Raw genomic sequence first — 18,207 nt, forward strand, 5'->3', positions numbered from 1 at the left:
ATTACGGTTTAACTTGGCAGGCGATTCTCAGCAAACTGTTGAAGTAAGTCGTTAATAAAACGTACTCTTTCACGGCGATCGGTTAATGGTATCGCAAACTTCAGCTTGGTTGGACCTTCCATACCATATTTTTTCGGTGCTGATTGCAGCAATTTAACAAGAAATGCGGGGTTAATGTCAGCGGTAGGATAAAATTCAATAAATCCGCCTTTAGCATGTGCCTCGATTTTCTTGATGTGCATCTTACCGGCAGTCAGTTTCACTTCGCTGATCGCAAGTAAGTTTTTAGCCGCGTCAGGAAGTGTGCCAAATCTGTCGATGAGTTCGACTTTCATTTCTGACAATTCATTTTCTGTACTCACACTCGCAATGCGCTTGTACATTGATAAACGTGTATTGATGTCAGGAATATAGTCATCTGGCAGCAATGCAGGTAAGCGAAGCTCCACTTCGGTTTGATCTCGAAGAAGTTCATCCAAAGAAGGCTCTTTCCCTTCTTTTAATGCTTCTACCGCTTGATCCAGCATCTCCATGTAAAGAGTAAAGCCAACCGATTGAATCTGACCACTTTGGTCGTCACCCAAGAGCTCACCAGCGCCACGAATTTCCAAATCGTGCGTAGCAAGGGTGAAGCCTGCTCCCAAATCTTCGAGCGACGCAATGGCATCCAGACGTTTAATGGCGTCTTTCGTCATCGCTTTTGGATGAGGCGTGAGCAAATACGCGTAAGCTTGGTGATGTGAACGACCCACACGTCCCCTCAATTGATGCAATTGTGCCAACCCAAGGTTATCGGCTCGATCCATAATTATCGTGTTTGCGGTTGGGACGTCAATACCCGTTTCAATGATGGTTGTACACACTAAAAGATTAAAACGCTGGTGATAGAAATCATTCATGATGCGTTCTAATTCTCTTTCTCTCATTTGACCATGAGCAATGGCCACTCGAGCTTCTGGGATCAATTTTTCAAGATCGGCTGCCACTTTATCGATGGTTTCGACTTGGTTGTGTAGGAAGTAAACCTGACCACCACGCATAATTTCACGCAGTACCGCTTCCCGCGTCACACTATCTTCCCGTTCGCGAACAAACGTCTTAATTGCCAATCTTCGTGCTGGAGGGGTTGCGATGATAGAAAGATCGCGCATGCCACTCATGGCCATATTCAGAGTGCGTGGAATGGGCGTGGCGGTTAGCGTTAATATGTCCACGTCGGCACGCATGGATTTTACTTTTTCTTTTTGACGTACACCAAAGCGGTGTTCTTCGTCGACAATAAGCAACCCCAAATCTCGGAACCGGATGTCGTTTTGCAAGAGTTTATGGGTGCCAATAATGATATCGACTTTACCCTCTTCGACGTCCTCTAGAATTTGTTTTTGCTCTTTAGCTGATTTGAATCGAGACAGGACTTCCACGCGAATCGGTAGGTTAGCGAAACGGTCTCGGAAGTTTTCAAAATGCTGTTGGGCCAACAATGTGGTTGGAACCAATACCGCGACTTGTTTGTTGTTGTCGGTTGAGACAAAAGCGGCTCTCATGGCCACTTCTGTTTTACCGAAGCCCACATCGCCACAGACTAACCTGTCCATCGCTTTTGCTTGACACATGTCAGACAATACGGCGTTAATCGCCATGGCTTGGTCATCGGTTTCTTCAAATGGGAAAGTCGCTTTGAAGTTGGCGTATTGTTCCCGGTCTAGTTTGAATTTGAATCCAGGTTTGAGTTCTCGTTTAGCGTACACATCCAACAATTCAGCGGCAACATCCCGAACTTTTTCCGCGGCTTTTCTTCGTGCTTTTGCCCACGCTTCGCCACCCAGTTTGTGTAACGGTGCATTGTCTTCGGCACCCCCTGAATAACGGCTAATAAGATTGAGTGAGGACACGGGAACATAAAGTTTGGCCGCGTTTTGATATTCGAGCGTGACGTATTCCGTTTGCATGCCACCCGCTTCAAGCGTTTGAAGCCCAGTATAGCGCCCAATACCGTGATCTAAATGAACGACGGGTTGACCTGGCTTCAGCTCGGCTAAATGGCGAATAACCGTATCAGAATTGACTGCCTTACGATCTTTTTTGCGTCTTTGAATCACTCGATCGCCGAGCAGGTCACTTTCACATATGAACGCGATATTGGCAGACTCATGGATGAAGCCATGCTCTGCTGCACCAAGAATCAAAGTGGTTTTGTCTTCAGAGTTGAGAGCCAGAGTAAGGTGGCTATGTTCTACTGGTTTCAATTTGATACGCTGAAGCAGTTCCAGCAAGGCTTCGCGCCTTCCCTCAGATTCAACCGAGAACACGACCTGACCACCAAATTGTTCAATGAACTGGCGAAGTGACGCCATGGGTTCTTTGTGTTGGTGTTGAACGCGCAAGTCAGGTAGAACGCTTATGTTTTCGTTTGAACGACCTGCTTTTTCTGGAATGGCTTCCATACTGAGTAGTGACTGAGGCAATGACTTGAAGTGAGAATACAATTCGTCTTTTTTAAGCCACAAGATTTCAGGTTCAAGCAAGGGACGAAGTGGATCGACTTTACGTTGTTCAAAACGGAAATGTACATCCGTTAAGAATGTATCTACGGCACTGTCTAAGTCACCGACGGTAACAAGTAACGTGTTGCCTGGGAGGTAGTCGAACAATGTCTCTGTTTCTTCAAAGAATAGAGGTTGCCAATATTCAATACCGGCTGGCCATGTCCCTTTGCTGATCTGCATATAAATGGATTCAGGTTCTCGGCGTGCTTCAAATTTCTGACGCCAACGTCCACGAAAATCCTCAATAGCTTGCTCGGTTGTCGGGAATTCGTGTGCAGGTAACAGTCGAATTTCTTGTATGTCGTCGATCGAACGCTGATTTTCTGGATCGAATGTGCGAATGCTGTCGATTTCGTCATCAAAAAAATCCATTCGATAAGGGTCACTTGCTCCAGTGGGGTACAAGTCGATGATTGAGCCTCGGCTTGCGTATTCACCCGGACCGAAGACTTGGTCGACGTGCCTATAACCGGATTTTTCTAATTGTAGGCGCAATGCGTCCAGTGAATAGCTATCCCCACGTTTTACCATTAACGTGTGTTGAAGTAAGAAGTTACGAGGAGATTGACGTTGGAGCAAAGTGCTTACGGGAATAACAGTGATGCCATCGCTTTGACTCGGTAGCTGATAAAGGTGCGCAATCCTGTCAGAGATGATGTCTTGATGAGGCGAAAAATTATCATAAGGTAATGTTTCCCAGTCTGGAAACAGGTGAACATTTCGCTGAGAAAATTGTTCGACCTCAGAGGAGAGTTTCAGCGCCAATTGAGGGTCAGGGACGACAAGTAATAGGTGACCTTGGTGTTGCTCCGCCAGCTGTGCGATAGCGATCGACAGCGCCGAACCTTTAAGGTTACCGACGTGCCTTTTATCTCTAGCGTTACTTGGTAACGCTAGAGAAAGAAGATTTGAATTAGGCATAAATAACGTTTATTTTTGGTCACGTTTCAGTGAACGTTGTCTTAATAGTTTTTGTTGTTGGTGAAGTGCTGCTTTGATCAGCAAATCCTGATCTTCTTCACGCAAGAGAGAGTATGAGATCGTGACTTTATGGGATTGTTCTCCCTCTTCGCATTCCACGACTTCGCCGTAACAGTAAATGGCTGAGGCTGGAAATTCCAGAAAAATTTTGGCTCGTACCTTCTGTCCGAGTGGCAATACTCCTTTAGCAAAGTACGTGAACTGGCTAGCACCAAAAGAAGTGGTAGTGTAGCTAAATGCTGGGTCGTTTTGTTGTGAAAGCATATAAGTAAGTAAAAGGTTTAACTTACTGTTCTGAGTTTCCAACAATTGAACAACATGAGACAAATCACTATTGCGCAGTTCTCCTATGGCTTTATCCGTTACGGTATCGAGAGAACTGAATTCGCTTGCGACCAAGAAAGGGGCAGGGATCTCAGTAACAAATTGCTCTGCATCCGGAAGGATGAACTCGGAATCTAGCGGCTCGATGTTGATGGATAGACCATGTTGGACGGTAAAATACTCTTGCTGGCTCATACTGCAATTCCTTTCTGTTAACCTTTTGATTATCGCCATGTAGACGAATGAATCAAGAAAACCCCTTGTATATGTCGTTTTTTCGTCAATTTAACTTCGCAATTCTCAGTAAAGACTACTAAATCGGCGTCTTTCTCGTTACATTACCGACCAGAGATTTATCAAGGTTCCCTTAATATGTTCCATCCCATTTCAATTTATATCGGGTTGCGCTATCTGCGCGGAAGGTCTGGCGACCGCTTTAGCCGCTTTGTGTCTTTTATGTCAACGGCAGGCATAACGATAGGTGTGTTAGCTCTGATTACGGTGACCTCTGTCATGAATGGGTTTGAAGGGCAATTAAAAGGACGAATCTTAGGGGTGTTACCCCATGCGGTTGTGAGTCAGGATACAGGTAAAACGGTAAAATCCAGTCCCCCCCCAGAATTTCTTTCCCAATACCCTTCATCTTTAATGCCTGTACCTATCGTTCGGTCTGAAGCGGTGATTCAAAGCCCCGTTCAATTAAGTGCTGGGATGCTGCTAGGCGTTGATCCAACATTAAATGACCCAATAGGGAAACATTTACTTGGTGGTAAGTTAGAGCGTTTAGAACAGGGAGAGTACAAGATATTTTTAGGTCACACTTTGGCTCGTCAATTAAAAGTGAGAATTGGCGATAAAGTGAGAATCATGGTGACAGGGGCAAGCCGATTTACACCACTAGGGCGAATTCCGAGCCAAAGGAACTTTACCGTAGCCGGTGTATTCAATACGGGATCAGATGTTGACGCGCAGTTGATGATCGCAAATATCAATGATGCAGGTCGTTTGCTTCGATTTTCTTCCGACACAATAACGGGTTGGAGGCTGACTTTTGATGACCCATTCATTGTATCGGAGTATGCCAATGCCCCTCTACCCAATGGGTGGAAATGGAGTGATTGGCGTGAGCAAAGAGGGGAGCTGTTCCAAGCGGTGAAAATGGAAAAGAACATGATGGGGCTGATGCTTGGGCTCATTGTCGCTGTTGCAGCATTTAATATTATCTCTGCCTTGATCATGGTGGTGATGGAAAAGCAGGCAGAAGTCGCCATCTTAAAAACTCAGGGCTTATCGAATTATCAGGTTATGACTGTGTTTATGGTGCAAGGGGCGAGCAGCGGAATCATCGGTTCTTTGGTGGGAGGATTCCTAGGTATCGCCCTTGCGATAAACATTAATGATGTATTAGAAGCCTTCAATTTGAGCTTGTTTGCCGTTGGCGGCGAACTCCCGGTGCTTATTAACTATTCGCAAGTTTTCACCATCATTATACTGGCGGTGGCATTGAGCATTATTGCCACATTGTATCCTTCTTATCGGGCTTCGTCCGTCAAACCTGCTGAGGCACTTCGTTATGAGTAAGTTACTTCTTTGTGAGTCTGTCTGTAAAACCTATCGCGAAGGGAGTGTGGAAACCGAAGTTCTAAAAGGGGTGAGCTTTGCGCTGGAAGCAGGAGAACTGGTGTCTATTGTAGGATCTTCTGGATCAGGGAAAAGCACGTTACTGCACGTGTTAGGTGCGCTAGACGATGCATCGGAGGGCGAGGTATCTTTCCAAGATCAAAGCTTGAAAGCACTGTCGAGCAACCAACAAGCAAAGTTACGCAACCAACATATTGGCTTTGTGTATCAGTTCCATCATCTTTTGGCGGATTTTACTGCCGTCGAAAACGTTGCAATGCCTCTAATGATTGGTGGGTTATCTCCCAAACAAGCGAAATCAAAAGCGGAGAATTTGCTCACTAAGGTGGGGTTAGCACATCGTTTAACTCACCGCCCGGCTGAGCTTTCGGGGGGGGAAAGGCAAAGAGTTGCTATAGCACGGGCTTTAGTTAATGAGCCGGCGCTAGTGCTTGCCGATGAACCAACAGGAAACTTGGACCACAGTACCGCCTTGGCGATTTACGACCTGATGCGTGAGTTGAATCGAGAGTCCGGTACGGCCTTTCTGGTTGTGACTCACGATAATGAGCTCGCCGACAAGATGGATCGAAAGCTGCACATGCAAGATGGGTTGTTGGTTCACGAAAATGAAATGCGTGCTGCGCACTAGAGGTTGACCAGATGTTTTCTCTTTCCCTACTCATTGGAAGCCGCTTTAGCCGCGCCAAGCAACGGAACAAACTAGTTTCGTTTATTTCATTGTCCTCCACGATTGGCATTGCGGTTGGTGTGGCTGTCGTACTGATCGGTCTATCTGCGATGAACGGCTTTGAACGTGAACTTGAAAATCGTGTGCTTGCCGTGATTCCGCATGGTGAGTTTGAAGGGTTCAATGGCCCCATTTCAGATTGGTCAACGTTAGCAAAAAAAGCAGAAGAACATGAAAGAGTGACCGCCGCTGCTCCTTATATTCGGCTAACCGGTTTAGCGGAAAAAGGGCAAACATTAAAGGCGGTGGAGATTCGAGGGGTCGACCCCCAGTTGGAATCACGGGTGTCAAATCTTTCGGAATACATCGGTGATGAAGCGTGGCAGAATTTCCGCTCTGGGCGCAATCAGGTGATATTAGGGAAGGGGATTGCCGATTATCTAGGCGCAACGGTCGGTGAAAGCATTACGTTGTTGATTCCTCAAACGAGTAATTCACTGAAAGTGCGTTCGCCAAAGCGTGTTCGTGTGAACATCGTTGGGCTGTTGTCTTTAGGGGGGCAAATCGATCATGGATTGGTATTGCTGCCTTTGGACGATGCACAACAGTACGCCGCCATCAAAGAGGGGGTAACGGGCGTTTCCATTAAAACGACCGATGTACTTAATGCTCAAATGATTGTGCGTGAAGTAGGAAACACATTGCAAGTAAAGGTTTATCTGAAAAGCTGGCAGCAAAAATTTGGTTTCTTGTATCGAGATATCCAATTGGTGAGAACCATCATGTACTTAGTTATGGTTTTGGTTATTAGCGTGGCTTGCTTCAATATCGTGTCTACTTTGATGATGGCGGTAAAAGACAGATTATCCGAAATCGCCATTCTAAAAACGATGGGGGCAACGGATGGGCTTATTCGTCGTACCTTTGTTTGGCAAGGCGTATTTTCTGGCATAACAGGAAGTGTTGCGGGCAGTGTTTTGGGATTGCTCGTGTCGAGTCATTTAACCTTTTTGATTAAAGGGCTAGAAAGGCTTGTTGGGCACCAGTTTTTGTCGGGCGATATCTATTTCATCGACTTCTTACCTTCTGAGATCATTTGGCAAGATGTGGCTTTGGTATCTGGCACAGCGGTGGTGTTAAGCCTTTTCGCTACGCTTTATCCCGCGTCTAGAGCCAGTCAAACGAATCCCGCGAAAGTACTGAGTGGTAAGTAACGTCAACTCGGGATAACAGATTGCTTTCTAGTGGTCCTTTTTACTTATTACAGCGTTGCTCCCCTCCCAATAACCCGTTATTGGCTCGTGGTTTTGCCTTATCTTAAGTAAAAAGGGCTTATGAGAATTCGCCAATTGAAAACCTGTCTGTATTTGAATGGATTCGTTAACCTCTTATCTCTATTCAGGTTAAATAATCTGTTTTGAATGGGAAGATAAGGTTACGAAACAAAAAAGGACTCGAATGGAGTCCTTTTTTGATGGCACTAGCTAAATTCTTTCGTGAGAAACAGCGTAATTACATATCGCTGCATCTTGTCTCGGAACCTTTGAATTCCAGTTATTTTTTATTCGAGAAATCATCTACCGTACTCGTACGCCACGTTTTTGCCAGCTGCGTACAACGGAGTAGCGCCAAATTCCGCGGATTCCAAAGTAGCCCGCCATTGCACTCACTACCCCACAGATTATGCAGCCTAGAAGGAATGGTGGACCGATTGTCGACATTTGAGCCGCAATAAAATCCCAAGATAACTCAAAGTGAAAGGTTTGAGGTGGAACCGACATGACAGCGGCACCTACTTTGTAGGCGAAGTAGAACAAAACAGGCATCGTAATCGGATTGCTTATCCATACGAGAGCGACCGATAACGGTAGGTTGACGCCACATGCGATAGCAAGACCGGCCGCTAGAATCATTTGGCTGGGGAGAGGGACGAATGCCATAAATAGACCAACGGCAAAAGCGCCTGAAGCCGAGCGACGATTTAGGCACCACAAATTTGGGTTATATAGGACGTTGCCAAAGATTTTAAGCGCTTTTTGACGTTTGATTAATTCGTGATCAGGCAAGAAACGTCGGATTAATTTTTTCGGCATAGGATATGAAAACTCACTTATCTAACTGGACACTAACTACTTTCACAACATTGGTTGCTTCGTCCGCACTTTGGACAACAATGCCGAGTGTTATCTGGGTCTTTCCTGCAATTATCCTATGCTTGCTCGTTTGGAACAGACCTTATGCTGATTGCCTTAAAGGCATGTTGCTTGGTTTCATAGTGTTGGTCGTCCATTCCAATCTATTTCAACACCAGCAACGTTTGCTTTTTTCTGAAGGTGAGAATACTACCATAACTGGGCAGATTGACAGCTTTTTTCAACAAATAAGCCATGGATACGAAGCGTCTTTTGTGGTGCATCAACTTAACGGCAGGAAAATTCCATATTTGCTTCGACCGACCGTTAGAGTCCTATGGTCTATGGAGGGCGAACGGCCTTTTTTGGGGCAGATTTTAACGTTGGAAACGGTTCTCAAGCCGGTTTATGGTCGGCTAAATGAGGCTGGCAGAGATCTAGAAAAACATTACGTTGCCAATCGTTGGCATGGGAAAGCGGTGGTTAGGCAAGCAACACTTCTCTCAAAAACAACGCATTACAGACAAAATCTTCATGGTCATGTTACCCATCTTGTGAAGGCGTTTAACAGTGCGCCATACCTGTTTGCACTCAGTTTTGGCGACCGAAGGGGGCTTAGTGAAAGTGATTGGCGGCAGCTGAAAAGCACTGGGCTTCTCCATCTCATGGCGATATCAGGTTTGCATATTGGATTAATATTCGGACTCGGGTGGGTTTTCGGTAGGGTATTGGCAATTTTTCTGCCCATGCCTTCCATAAAAGTTTGGCTACCGATCGTTTCAGGGCTCTTAGCCGCATTGGTATATTCTGGCTTGGCTGGGTTTTCTATACCCACTCAGCGTGCACTTATCGCGTGTTTTATTCTCACTGCTGTGAAATGGGTTGGTGTCCATTTTAGCAATTGGCGTCTGTTGCTGATTGTCTGTTCGATTCTTTTATTTCTTGATCCTTTTTCTGTGCTTTCAAACAGCTTTTGGCTTTCGTTTTCTGCTGTTTCCGTGATTTTTATCTTTATTGGGTTGCGACGTTCGACACAACGTAACCATTGGCAAAAAGTTCGTTTTTTGCTTGAGATGCAATTCTGGTTGCTTATCGCACTCATACCAGTTTCTATTTTTGTATTTTCAGGTTTCAGCATACTGTCTCCTGCATACAATTTTATTTTTGTCCCCTTGGTAAGCTTAGTGACATTGCCTATTATCAGTATCGCTTTGTTGCTTACCGCAATTGCACCTAGTTTGGCCTATCCTCTTTGGCAAGTCGCTGATTGGTCATTAAGCCCGATCCTGTGGGCGCTAAAATGGGGAGAGTATGGCTGGTTGGATATTCCCTCTCGCTATGCTTTTGCCGCTTTCTCCTTGGTTATCTTAGGTGTTTTGTCTTTTCAATTTCGCTCGGTTACCCCAGTGACGTTTTTGGCGGTTGTGGTGTTATGGTTTTTTCCTCAAAAACCCAAACCCATATGGCGAGTGGACATATTGGATGTGGGGCATGGGTTGGCGGTTCTCATTGAGAAAAGGGGTAAAGCCATGTTGTACGATACCGGAATGGGGTGGGAAGGGGGAAGTTATGCGAACAGTGTGATTCACCCAATACTAAGGAATAGAGGGATGAATCAGTTGGATGGCTTGGTTCTGAGTCATTTAGATGCCGATCATGCTGGCGGGACACAGTATGTTGAATCCATGCTGCAACCGAATTGGCGCCGGGCAAGCCAAAGCATTGAGGGCTATCAGCCTTGCATACGAGGAGAGCAGTGGCATTGGCAGGGATTGATGTTTAAAGCGATATGGCCGCCTCGATTAACGCGTCGAGCGTATAACCCTCATTCATGTGTGATTCAGGTCAGTGACCGCAAAACATCAATGTTATTAACCGGTGATATTGATGCGATAAGCGAATTCATTTTGGCTCAGCAGCAAGGTGATCAGTTAGCCTCAGACATTCTGTTGGTTCCGCATCATGGTTCCAGCTCGTCGTCCAAACGCTTGTTTGTTGACCATGTGAATCCCGACATTGCGATTGCTTCATTGGCAAAAGGGAATCGATGGAATTTACCTTCTGCACAAGTGCGCAAAACATATGAGTCAAAAGGTATAAAGTGGATGGATACAGGGGATGAAGGGCAAATCTCTATCCTGATTTATGAGAATGCATGGTCTATTGAAACCGCTAGAGCTGAACATTCCCCTCGCTGGTATAGGCAGATACTAAGGAAAGGAGTAGAATAAGCGGAATTTTTTGACAATGACCTTTCTTATGTCGCAAGAATTAGATCAATCGACCTTTCAAACCTTTAAGCGCTTATGGCCTTATATTTCCTCATACAAAGCCGGTATTGTTATTGCGATTATTGCATTAGTGATTAATGCCCTCAGTGATACCTACATGCTCTCTTTACTCAAGCCTTTGTTAGATGAAGGTTTTGGTCAGTCAGACTCTGAATTTTTACGCACAATGCCGATCATCATTATTATGTTGATGATCGTTCGTGGTGGTAGTGGCTTTGTGTCTGCCTATTTTATGAGCTGGGTGTCCAACAATGTTGTCATGAGGCTTCGTAGGCAGGTGTTTAATCACTTCATGCAGATGCCTGTTTCCTTTTTTGATAAGGAATCGACTGGACGACTGCTTTCTCGCATTACTTACGATACAGAACAAGTCGCGGGCGCGACGAGTCAGGCTTTGGTGAATATTGTTCGTGAAACGGCGAGTTTGCTAGGGCTGATCGGGTTAATGGTATGGAGCAGTTGGCAGCTGTCTTTGGTCTTGCTGGTTGTTGGTCCCGTTGTTGCTATCACTATTGGGGTTGTTTCTCGTCGGTTCCGAAAAATTTCTAAAAATATGCAGACACAAATGGGTAACTTGACGTCGTCATCTGAGCAAATGCTTAATGGACACAAAGTGGTGTTGAGTTGTGGTGGTCAACAGGTTGAGGAAGCGCGATTTAATCACGTCAGCAATGCGATGCGTCAACAAAATATGAAGATGGTTGTGGTCCAGCAACTGTCTAGCCCTGTCGTGCAAATGATAGGTTCTTCGGCGTTGGTTACGGTGTTATTTCTCGCTTCTGTTGACTCTATTCGTGCTGAGTTGACGGCTGGTACTTTTACAGTGGTCTTTTCTGCGATGCTAAGTATGCTTCGACCTCTTCGCGGGTTAACGTCGGTGATGTCTGACTTCCAACGAGGAATGGCGGCTTGCCAAACGTTGTTTAGCCTGATGGATATGCCAACCGAAAACAATGAAGGGAAGTTGGTTAAAGAGAAGGTGAAAGGCGATGTAGAAGTACGAAACGCTATCTTTACGTATCCCACCAAAGATACCCCAGCGTTATGTGACGTCAGTTTCCGTATCCCTTCGGGCAAAACGGTGGCGCTGGTTGGGCGTTCTGGTTCAGGGAAGAGCACGATTGCAAGCCTGTTTACGCGTTTTTATAACTTAGATTCAGGTTCTATCACGCTCGATGGGCATGACATTTGCGAGTACGACTTGCAGAACCTTCGAACTCACTTTGGGATTGTTTCTCAGCATGTCCACTTGTTTAACGACACGGTGGCAAACAACATTGCTTATGCCGCAGAGGATATGTATACGAGAGAACAAATCATTGAAGCGGCTAAACTTGCGTATGCGCACGAGTTTATCGAGGCGCTGGATAACGGTTACGATACGGTGATTGGTGAAAATGGCGCCAACCTATCGGGTGGACAACGACAAAGGCTTGCGATTGCGCGTGCTTTGCTGCGTGATGCGCCCGTTCTGATTCTTGATGAAGCAACGTCTGCGCTGGATACGGAATCTGAACGCGCGATTCAATCCGCTCTGGATGTGCTTCAAAAGGACAAGACCGTTTTGGTGATTGCGCACCGCTTGTCTACCATTGAAAATGCCGATGAGATTTTGGTTATCGAAGATGGAAAAGTGATAGAGCGTGGTCAGCACGACGTACTGATGGCGCAAGATGGCGCATACGCTTCGCTTTACTCGATTCAATTTAGCGAGTCACATTGATGGTGGAAAAGATTTGGTATGAGCGGCATTGGTTGAGCTTTTTGCTCTGGCCAATACTATGGCCGCTCAGCCTATTGTTTGGCTTGATCAGCACGAAGCGTAAACAAGCATTTTTGAGTCAAAAAAAGCCACGTTACCGTGCGCCTATTCCCGTCATTGTGGTGGGCAATATTACTGCCGGTGGGAATGGCAAAACGCCCGTTGTTGTTTGGCTTGTGGAAATGTTGCAAGCGAAAGGGTATAGACCTGGGGTGGTATCGCGAGGTTACGGAGCCAAAGCGCCGAGCTATCCGTTTTCGGTAACTTCGAGCTCCAGCCCTGCACATTGCGGGGATGAACCCCTTTTAATTCACCGCCGAACGAATGCGCCCGTCGTTGTTGACCCGAATCGCAGTAACGCTGTGAAAGCGCTCTTGGAATTTGGAGTTAATATCGTTATCACTGACGATGGGTTGCAGCATTACGCATTGGACAGAGACATTGAAATAGTCGTTGTTGATGGCGTTAGGCGTATGGGGAATGAAAAACTCATTCCTATGGGACCATTGCGTGAGCCCGTTTCTCGGATAGATGACGTGGATTTTGTGATCACTAATGGTGGCAGTGCACATGCAAACGAGTGTCCAATGACATTGGAGCCTTCTAAAGCCATCAATTTGATGACGAATGAACAGAAGGATGCCGTTGAGCTTAAAAATGTGGTTGCAATGGCAGGAATTGGTCACCCTCCTCGCTTTTTTGAAACCTTGAAGAGCATGGGGTTGAAGGTGTTGTCAGAACAGGGTTTTGCCGATCATCAAGCAATGACGGAACCACAGGTTAGTGCCATTGAAATGGCGGGCAAGCCGCTTATTATGACGGAAAAAGACGCAGTCAAATGCCTGTCTTTTGCAAAGGATAACTGGTGGTATTTACCGGTTTCCGCAACCTTGCCAGCTCAAGACGCGGATAAAATATTACAAAGAATACATGAGGTAATGAAAGAATATGGATCATCGACTGCTTGAAATTGTAGCGTGCCCTGTTTGTAAAGGTAAACTGACTTTTGATAAGGATAAGCAAGAGCTTATCTGTAAATTCGACCGCCTTGCTTACCCAATTAATGAAGGCATTCCCGTTTTACTTGAGTCAGAAGCTCGCAGTATTTCTATGGATGAGGGAAGGTAAATGACCTTTACGGTTGTCATTCCTGCTCGATACCAATCAACGCGATTACCGGGCAAACCTCTTGCTGATATAGCGGGTAAACCTATGATTGAATGGGTTTACCTACAAGCGATTCAAGCTGGGGCTGAAAAGGTCATTATTGCTACTGACGATAAGCGTGTTCAGCAAGCTGCGGAAGCGTTTGGTGCGACGGTTTGCATGACATCGGATAAACATGAATCGGGCACTGAACGCTTGGCCGAAGTGGTGGATTTAATGAATATTCCGTCGGATCATATTATTGTGAATGTTCAGGGTGACGAGCCCTTGATTCCTCCTTCCATCATTTCGCAAGTTGCGCAAAACCTGCAACAAAGCAAAGCGCCTATGGCGACGCTATCGGTAGAAATTGAAGACGAAAATGAAGTGTTTAACCCGAATGCCGTGAAAGTGGTGACAGATGAAAATGGTTATGCGCTGTATTTCAGCCGAGCCTCGATTCCTTGGGATAGGGATGATTATTCCAAGTCAAAGCCGTCTATTCGTCAGCCATTACAGCGCCATATTGGGATTTATGCGTACCGAGCGGGGTTCATAAAAACCTACGTCAATTGGGAACCGAGCGCGCTAGAGCGAATTGAATGTTTAGAGCAATTAAGAGTGCTTTGGTATGGTGAGAAGATTCATGTTGATGTGGCTAAAGAAACACCTGCAGCAGGGGTCGATACACCAGAAGATTTAGAGATCGTCAGAAAGATACTGTCTAGCTAGCTTGTTTGAGTGTCAGCCAATCTAAGGCAGAAAAAATAGCAGCGAATTCGCTGCTATTTTTTATTCGGGATGAGTGATGAGTGTTACGTTATTCGTGTCTAGATGTGCGATGTAGCGATCACTTCTAAGATACTCATACTCTTTCACCCTCGCTAAACCGTGATCAACATTTGTTCTTTTGATCGCTGGGTGACACATAATCAACCCATGATGATCGAGATTGTTGACCCAGCCTTCCATGAGTGCCGGGAAGTTCGCGGTTTCACTAATGGAATACAACCCTGCAAAACTGGTATTCGTTTTAGCGCTGGTGCGCTCACGAATAATTGAATTAAAGCCAATATTTAAACCTTTGATCACCAAGGCTTTTAGGGCTGAATCGTGCCCACTAAGTGGCACCGAGGGGGTTCTAATCCACGGAGGGTTCGTTGAGTAGCGTTGATTGATGACGGACACTAAGACATCACGAATAACGGGAAACGAATGTACGTGCTGATGACCATCAATATAATCGGGGACTCTGCCCACTTCATTTTCAAAGTTATCCAGCTGCTGATTGAGTGTGACTTTCATCGCCGATTGATCCAACGTACGTGTCATCGCCCCAAGCATTAAGTTACTCAGACTTGCAAAGTGTCCCAAATCGAAATGCAAGCCAAAAGCCGCTTGCCCTTCAAGTTCTTTCAATCTGCGAGCAGACGCTTTCCAGCTAGGCATCAATGTCATACAGCTGGTGGCGGAAATACGCTGATTCTCAATTAATTCTAGAATGGCGTCATCGACGTCGTCAGACATACCATAATCGTCTGCACACACTATGATGCTTTTCATTAATTAACTTTCTACTTTGTTGTCATCGATATTGCCATCAGCGTCTTGACCACCGATGCCTTTGTCTACGCTTTGCTGGTACTCTTCAACAATATAGAGAGGGCGCTTTTTTACTTCAGAGAAGACACGAGCCAGATAGTCTCCCATGATACCGATGGATAATAATTGGATGCCACCAAGGAAAAAGATGGAAACGGTCAGCGTTGGCCAACCTGGTACGTCTGAACCAAAAATCAGCGTTCTAAGTAAAATGAGCATGCCATAGCCAAATGACATGGCTGAGATAATCGCGCCTATCACCATCCATATTTTTAAAGGAATGCTGCTAAATGATGTCAATCCGGTTATCGCGAGGGAGGTGAGATCCCTAAAGCGAAAGGTGCTGGCTCCGCTCAATCGGTCTTCAACATCGAACGATACGGCTTTACTTTTAAAACCAACCCACGCATAAAGACCTTTCATCATTCGGGTACGTTCGGGCAACGACACCAATGCATCAACAACGTTTCTGTTTAAAAGTCGAAAGTCACCGGCATCTGGGTGGATATCCACATCCGAGATTCGATTTAAAAGCCCGTAATAGAGTTTTGTGAACGCTCTTTTCGCGAAGGACTCATCGTTTCTATTCGCTCTCACGCCATAAACCATGTCGAAGCCGTCACGCCAGTGTTCAATGAATTGTTCGATGACAGATAGCGGATGTTGGCCATCTGAATCCATGATAATGACGACATTACCGCGAGCGCTGTCCAAACCCGCACTTAGCGCAATTTCTTTACCAAAATTTCTGGAGAGCTTTACAACAGAAATAGGGTAACTATTCGCAAGTTCTTGAGCGACACTTACTGTGTTGTCCGCGCTGCCATCATCAACAATGAGGATTTCGACTTCTTGGCAAAACTGCTTCAAGTAGTTGTATGTTTTTGGCACGACATGCGGAAGATTCTCCGCTTCATTATATGCAGGTAACAAACACGTGATCATATTAGGAAGGTCACGACGGTGTTGGCTTTCTGCGAGAGGGGCGTTTGAAGCGCTCATATTTTTATCACCAATCTAGATTTACCTTTGGGTAATTAACCTAAAGGACAACAACGCGCCATTATAAACAGGTTTGACCTTAGTAAGAAATAAACACAAACTTGATATTTCGTTTTGCTTCCAGTTTATGGTTCAGGTAACTTCCGAGTTTTATTCATATAAAGTTCCTCTTTTGCCGACGAAATAGCGCTTTGTACATTCGCGCTTTTGTACATTCGCGCTTTGGACATTGCCTATAGCTGTGAATACCGAAAGCCGTAAACGCCGAATACTGTATGTGCCTCAAACGTGAAGTGTTTATGCGGAGGAAGACCTCAGGCGAAAGCCGGCGAATCGGGTGCCACAAATTGCAGTTTTCCTGCATATTGCAGTTTTCCCACATACTTCGGTTTTCCCAAATATTGTCGCTTTCTCGTATATTGTTGCTTTCTCGGATATAGAGGGTGTGTTCGTTCTAAAGATGGAACGGAAAAGCAATCAATGCGTTGGCTTCTCCTGTTTGAACCGTAAAAAAGCCCACAGACTTCGTGGGCAAATAGGAGGATGGTTTAGAGATACTGGCTTTATGTTTCAGAATTATAGTCTTCACGCTCAGGGCAACTGCCAAGAATCTCTTTTCTTCCAGACTCATTTCGCTGTTCCAAAATGACGTCAAAACCCCAAAGACGATATAGATGTTTCAATACTTCCTGATAGCTTTCACCTAATGGAATCCTATCATGGGGTATGTATTGTAAAACCAAGGATCGATCCCCACGTACGTCAACATTCCACACCTGAATATTGGGTTCTAAGTTGCTTAAGTTATACTGTGCCGCAAGCTTTTCCCTGATTTGTCGATAACCGACTTCGTCGTGTATGGCACTGACTTCAATGAAGTTTTTCCTATCATCATCACTAATTGCAAATAGCTTAAAGTCGCGCATCAATTTGGGTGATAAATACTGGCTGATGAAGCTCTCGTCTTTAAAGTTTGCCATGGCGAAGTGTAAGGTATCTAACCAATCTGCGCCCGCGATGTCTGGAAACCATTCTCTGTCTTCGTCGGTTGGATCTTCACACATTCTGCGAATGTCTTGAAACATCGCAAAGCCCAGAGCATAGGGATTGATGCCACTAAAGTAAGGGCTGTTGTATGGAGGTTGGACGACGACATTGGTATGGCTGTGTAAGAACTCAAGCATAAATTTCTCTGATACCAAACCTTCATCATACAAATGGTTCAGTATGGAGTAGTGCCAGAAAGTAGCCCAACCTTCGTTCATGACTTGTGTTTGCTTCTGAGGGTAGAAATATTGGCTGACTTTTCTAACTATACGCACGATTTCTCGTTGCCAAGGCTCAAGAAGTGGCGCGTGTTTTTCAATGAAGTACAAGATATTTTCTTGGGGTTCCGTTGGGAAGCGAATTTTTTGCGATTGCTCCTTCTCCTCGCTTTTAGGAACGGTTTTCCACAGTTCATTTACTTGAGATTGCAAGTATTCTTCCCGAGCTTCTTGTCGCGCTTTTTCCTCAACAATGGAGATCTTTTCTGGTCGCTTATATCGATCGACACCGAAGTTCATTAGGGCATGACAGGAATCCAAGAGTTGTTCGACTTCTTCTACGCCGTGCTTTTCTTCACACTCAGTGATGTAGTTTCTGGCGAATAATAGATAATCAACAATGGAACTAGCATCCGTCCAAGTTTGGAACAAGTAATTGCCTTTGAAGAAAGAGTTGTGACCATAACACGCATGAGCCATAACCAAAGCTTGCATGGTGACAGTGTTCTCTTCCATTAAATAAGCAATACATGGGTCTGAATTAATGACAATTTCGTACGCCAGCCCCATCTGACCATGCTTGTAGTTTTGTTCTGTTTGGATGAATTTTTTGCCGAATGACCAATGGTTATAGTTGATGGGCATACCAATACTTGAATACGCATCCATCATCTGTTCTGCTGTGATCACTTCAATTTGATTAGGGTAGGTGTCTAGACGATAGTACTCTGCCACCCTTTTGATTTCTTTGTGGTAACGCTCCAGCAGTTCGAATGACCAATCCGGACCATCTGGCAAGCGCTTGTTGTTTGTTGCTGTTTTTTTAGCTGCTTTAGTCGCCATAG

14 protein-coding genes are annotated in these 18,207 nt (G+C 45.3%); 8 read left to right on the forward strand and 6 right to left on the reverse strand.

Features of this window, described 5'->3' with window-relative positions; all coding sequences use genetic code 11:
* Positions 1-8: 8 nt before the first annotated feature.
* Together mfd and HC752_RS06175 are read right to left on the reverse strand one after the other, a co-directional pair.
* Positions 9-3,467 (reverse strand): transcription-repair coupling factor, encoded by a 3,459-nt coding sequence (gene mfd / locus HC752_RS06170; protein ID WP_190334260.1) that lies wholly within the window; start codon positions 3,465-3,467, stop codon positions 9-11.
* 9 nt (positions 3,468-3,476) lie between these two features.
* On the reverse strand, positions 3,477-4,046 hold the full coding sequence (locus HC752_RS06175; RefSeq protein ID WP_190334261.1) for a PilZ domain-containing protein: 570 nt from the start codon (positions 4,044-4,046) through the stop codon (positions 3,477-3,479).
* 177 nt (positions 4,047-4,223) lie between these two features.
* Here HC752_RS06175 and lolC point away from each other — a divergent pair, with 177 nt between their 5' ends.
* From lolC to lolE, 3 genes are read left to right on the forward strand one after another with little or no spacing between them, the layout of a single operon-like run.
* Complete coding sequence (gene lolC, locus HC752_RS06180) at positions 4,224-5,432, forward strand: lipoprotein-releasing ABC transporter permease subunit LolC (protein ID WP_190334262.1); 1,209 nt, start codon at positions 4,224-4,226, stop codon at positions 5,430-5,432.
* Complete coding sequence (gene lolD, locus HC752_RS06185) at positions 5,425-6,123, forward strand: lipoprotein-releasing ABC transporter ATP-binding protein LolD (RefSeq protein WP_190334263.1); 699 nt, start codon at positions 5,425-5,427, stop codon at positions 6,121-6,123. Before lolC ends, lolD begins: the two co-directional genes overlap by 8 nt.
* An 11-nt stretch (positions 6,124-6,134) precedes the next feature.
* Complete coding sequence (gene lolE, locus HC752_RS06190) at positions 6,135-7,376, forward strand: lipoprotein-releasing ABC transporter permease subunit LolE (protein WP_190334264.1); 1,242 nt, start codon at positions 6,135-6,137, stop codon at positions 7,374-7,376.
* A 363-nt stretch (positions 7,377-7,739) separates the two neighbouring features.
* Here the strand turns inward: lolE and HC752_RS06195 are convergent, their stop codons facing one another.
* A complete protein-coding gene (locus tag HC752_RS06195; protein ID WP_190334265.1) occupies positions 7,740-8,255 on the reverse strand; it encodes a DUF2062 domain-containing protein in 516 nt (171 codons plus the stop codon).
* 5 nt (positions 8,256-8,260) lie between these two features.
* Here HC752_RS06195 and HC752_RS06200 point away from each other — a divergent pair, with 5 nt between their 5' ends.
* Genes HC752_RS06200 through kdsB form a run of 5 tightly spaced genes read left to right on the forward strand, consistent with a single transcriptional unit; the run spans position 8,261 to position 14,225 of the window.
* Positions 8,261-10,525: a DNA internalization-related competence protein ComEC/Rec2 gene (locus HC752_RS06200; protein WP_190334266.1), complete on the forward strand. Its 2,265-nt coding sequence runs from the start codon at positions 8,261-8,263 to the stop codon at positions 10,523-10,525.
* Positions 10,526-10,553: 28 nt separating this feature from the next.
* Entirely contained in the window at positions 10,554-12,308 is a 1,755-nt protein-coding gene (msbA, locus tag HC752_RS06205; RefSeq protein WP_190334267.1) for a lipid A ABC transporter ATP-binding protein/permease MsbA, read from the forward strand.
* Complete coding sequence (lpxK, locus tag HC752_RS06210; protein ID WP_190334268.1) at positions 12,308-13,315, forward strand: tetraacyldisaccharide 4'-kinase; 1,008 nt, start codon at positions 12,308-12,310, stop codon at positions 13,313-13,315. The genes msbA and lpxK overlap by 1 nt, the downstream gene beginning before the upstream one ends.
* Complete coding sequence (locus tag HC752_RS06215; RefSeq protein ID WP_190334269.1) at positions 13,296-13,475, forward strand: Trm112 family protein; 180 nt, start codon at positions 13,296-13,298, stop codon at positions 13,473-13,475. The genes lpxK and HC752_RS06215 overlap by 20 nt, the downstream gene beginning before the upstream one ends.
* Positions 13,476-14,225, forward strand: a complete 750-nt coding sequence (gene kdsB, locus HC752_RS06220) for a 3-deoxy-manno-octulosonate cytidylyltransferase (protein ID WP_190334270.1) — start codon at positions 13,476-13,478, stop codon at positions 14,223-14,225.
* Positions 14,226-14,285: 60 nt separating this feature from the next.
* On the opposite strand, the gene HC752_RS06225 is transcribed toward kdsB, so the two are convergent.
* From HC752_RS06225 to HC752_RS06235, 3 genes are all read right to left on the reverse strand, one after another.
* Positions 14,286-15,056, reverse strand: coding sequence for a ChbG/HpnK family deacetylase (locus tag HC752_RS06225; RefSeq protein WP_190334271.1), 771 nt, complete (start codon positions 15,054-15,056; stop codon positions 14,286-14,288).
* Between the two features lie 3 nt (positions 15,057-15,059).
* Positions 15,060-16,097 carry a glycosyltransferase family 2 protein gene (locus tag HC752_RS06230; RefSeq protein ID WP_190334272.1) on the reverse strand — a complete coding sequence of 346 codons (1,038 nt, stop codon included), beginning with the start codon at positions 16,095-16,097 and terminating at the stop codon, positions 15,060-15,062.
* A 563-nt stretch (positions 16,098-16,660) separates the two neighbouring features.
* Positions 16,661-18,205: a SpoVR family protein gene (locus HC752_RS06235; RefSeq protein ID WP_190334273.1), complete on the reverse strand. Its 1,545-nt coding sequence runs from the start codon at positions 18,203-18,205 to the stop codon at positions 16,661-16,663.
* Between the last annotated feature and the right edge of the window lie 2 nt (positions 18,206-18,207).

The sequence above is a fragment of the Vibrio sp. S9_S30 genome (assembly GCF_014694455.1).
GTDB lineage: Bacteria > Pseudomonadota > Gammaproteobacteria > Enterobacterales > Vibrionaceae > Vibrio.

Bases quoted from the DNA above. Each gene is read 5' to 3' on its own strand.
- HC752_RS06200 (WP_190334266.1), top strand. From the start codon at position 8,261: ATGAAAACTCACTTATCTAACTGGACACTAACTACTTTCACAACATTG.
- msbA (WP_190334267.1), top strand. From the start codon at position 10,554: ATGTCGCAAGAATTAGATCAATCGACCTTTCAAACCTTTAAGCGCTTA.
- mfd (WP_190334260.1), bottom strand. From the start codon at position 3,467: ATGCCTAATTCAAATCTTCTTTCTCTAGCGTTACCAAGTAACGCTAGA.
- HC752_RS06235 (WP_190334273.1), bottom strand. From the start codon at position 18,205: ATGGCGACTAAAGCAGCTAAAAAAACAGCAACAAACAACAAGCGCTTG.
- lolC (WP_190334262.1), top strand. From the start codon at position 4,224: ATGTTCCATCCCATTTCAATTTATATCGGGTTGCGCTATCTGCGCGGA.
- HC752_RS06225 (WP_190334271.1), bottom strand. From the start codon at position 15,056: ATGAAAAGCATCATAGTGTGTGCAGACGATTATGGTATGTCTGACGAC.
- HC752_RS06195 (WP_190334265.1), bottom strand. From the start codon at position 8,255: ATGCCGAAAAAATTAATCCGACGTTTCTTGCCTGATCACGAATTAATC.
- kdsB (WP_190334270.1), top strand. From the start codon at position 13,476: ATGACCTTTACGGTTGTCATTCCTGCTCGATACCAATCAACGCGATTA.
- HC752_RS06215 (WP_190334269.1), top strand. From the start codon at position 13,296: ATGGATCATCGACTGCTTGAAATTGTAGCGTGCCCTGTTTGTAAAGGT.
- lpxK (WP_190334268.1), top strand. From the start codon at position 12,308: ATGGTGGAAAAGATTTGGTATGAGCGGCATTGGTTGAGCTTTTTGCTC.
- lolE (WP_190334264.1), top strand. From the start codon at position 6,135: ATGTTTTCTCTTTCCCTACTCATTGGAAGCCGCTTTAGCCGCGCCAAG.
- HC752_RS06230 (WP_190334272.1), bottom strand. From the start codon at position 16,097: ATGAGCGCTTCAAACGCCCCTCTCGCAGAAAGCCAACACCGTCGTGAC.
- HC752_RS06175 (WP_190334261.1), bottom strand. From the start codon at position 4,046: ATGAGCCAGCAAGAGTATTTTACCGTCCAACATGGTCTATCCATCAAC.
- lolD (WP_190334263.1), top strand. From the start codon at position 5,425: ATGAGTAAGTTACTTCTTTGTGAGTCTGTCTGTAAAACCTATCGCGAA.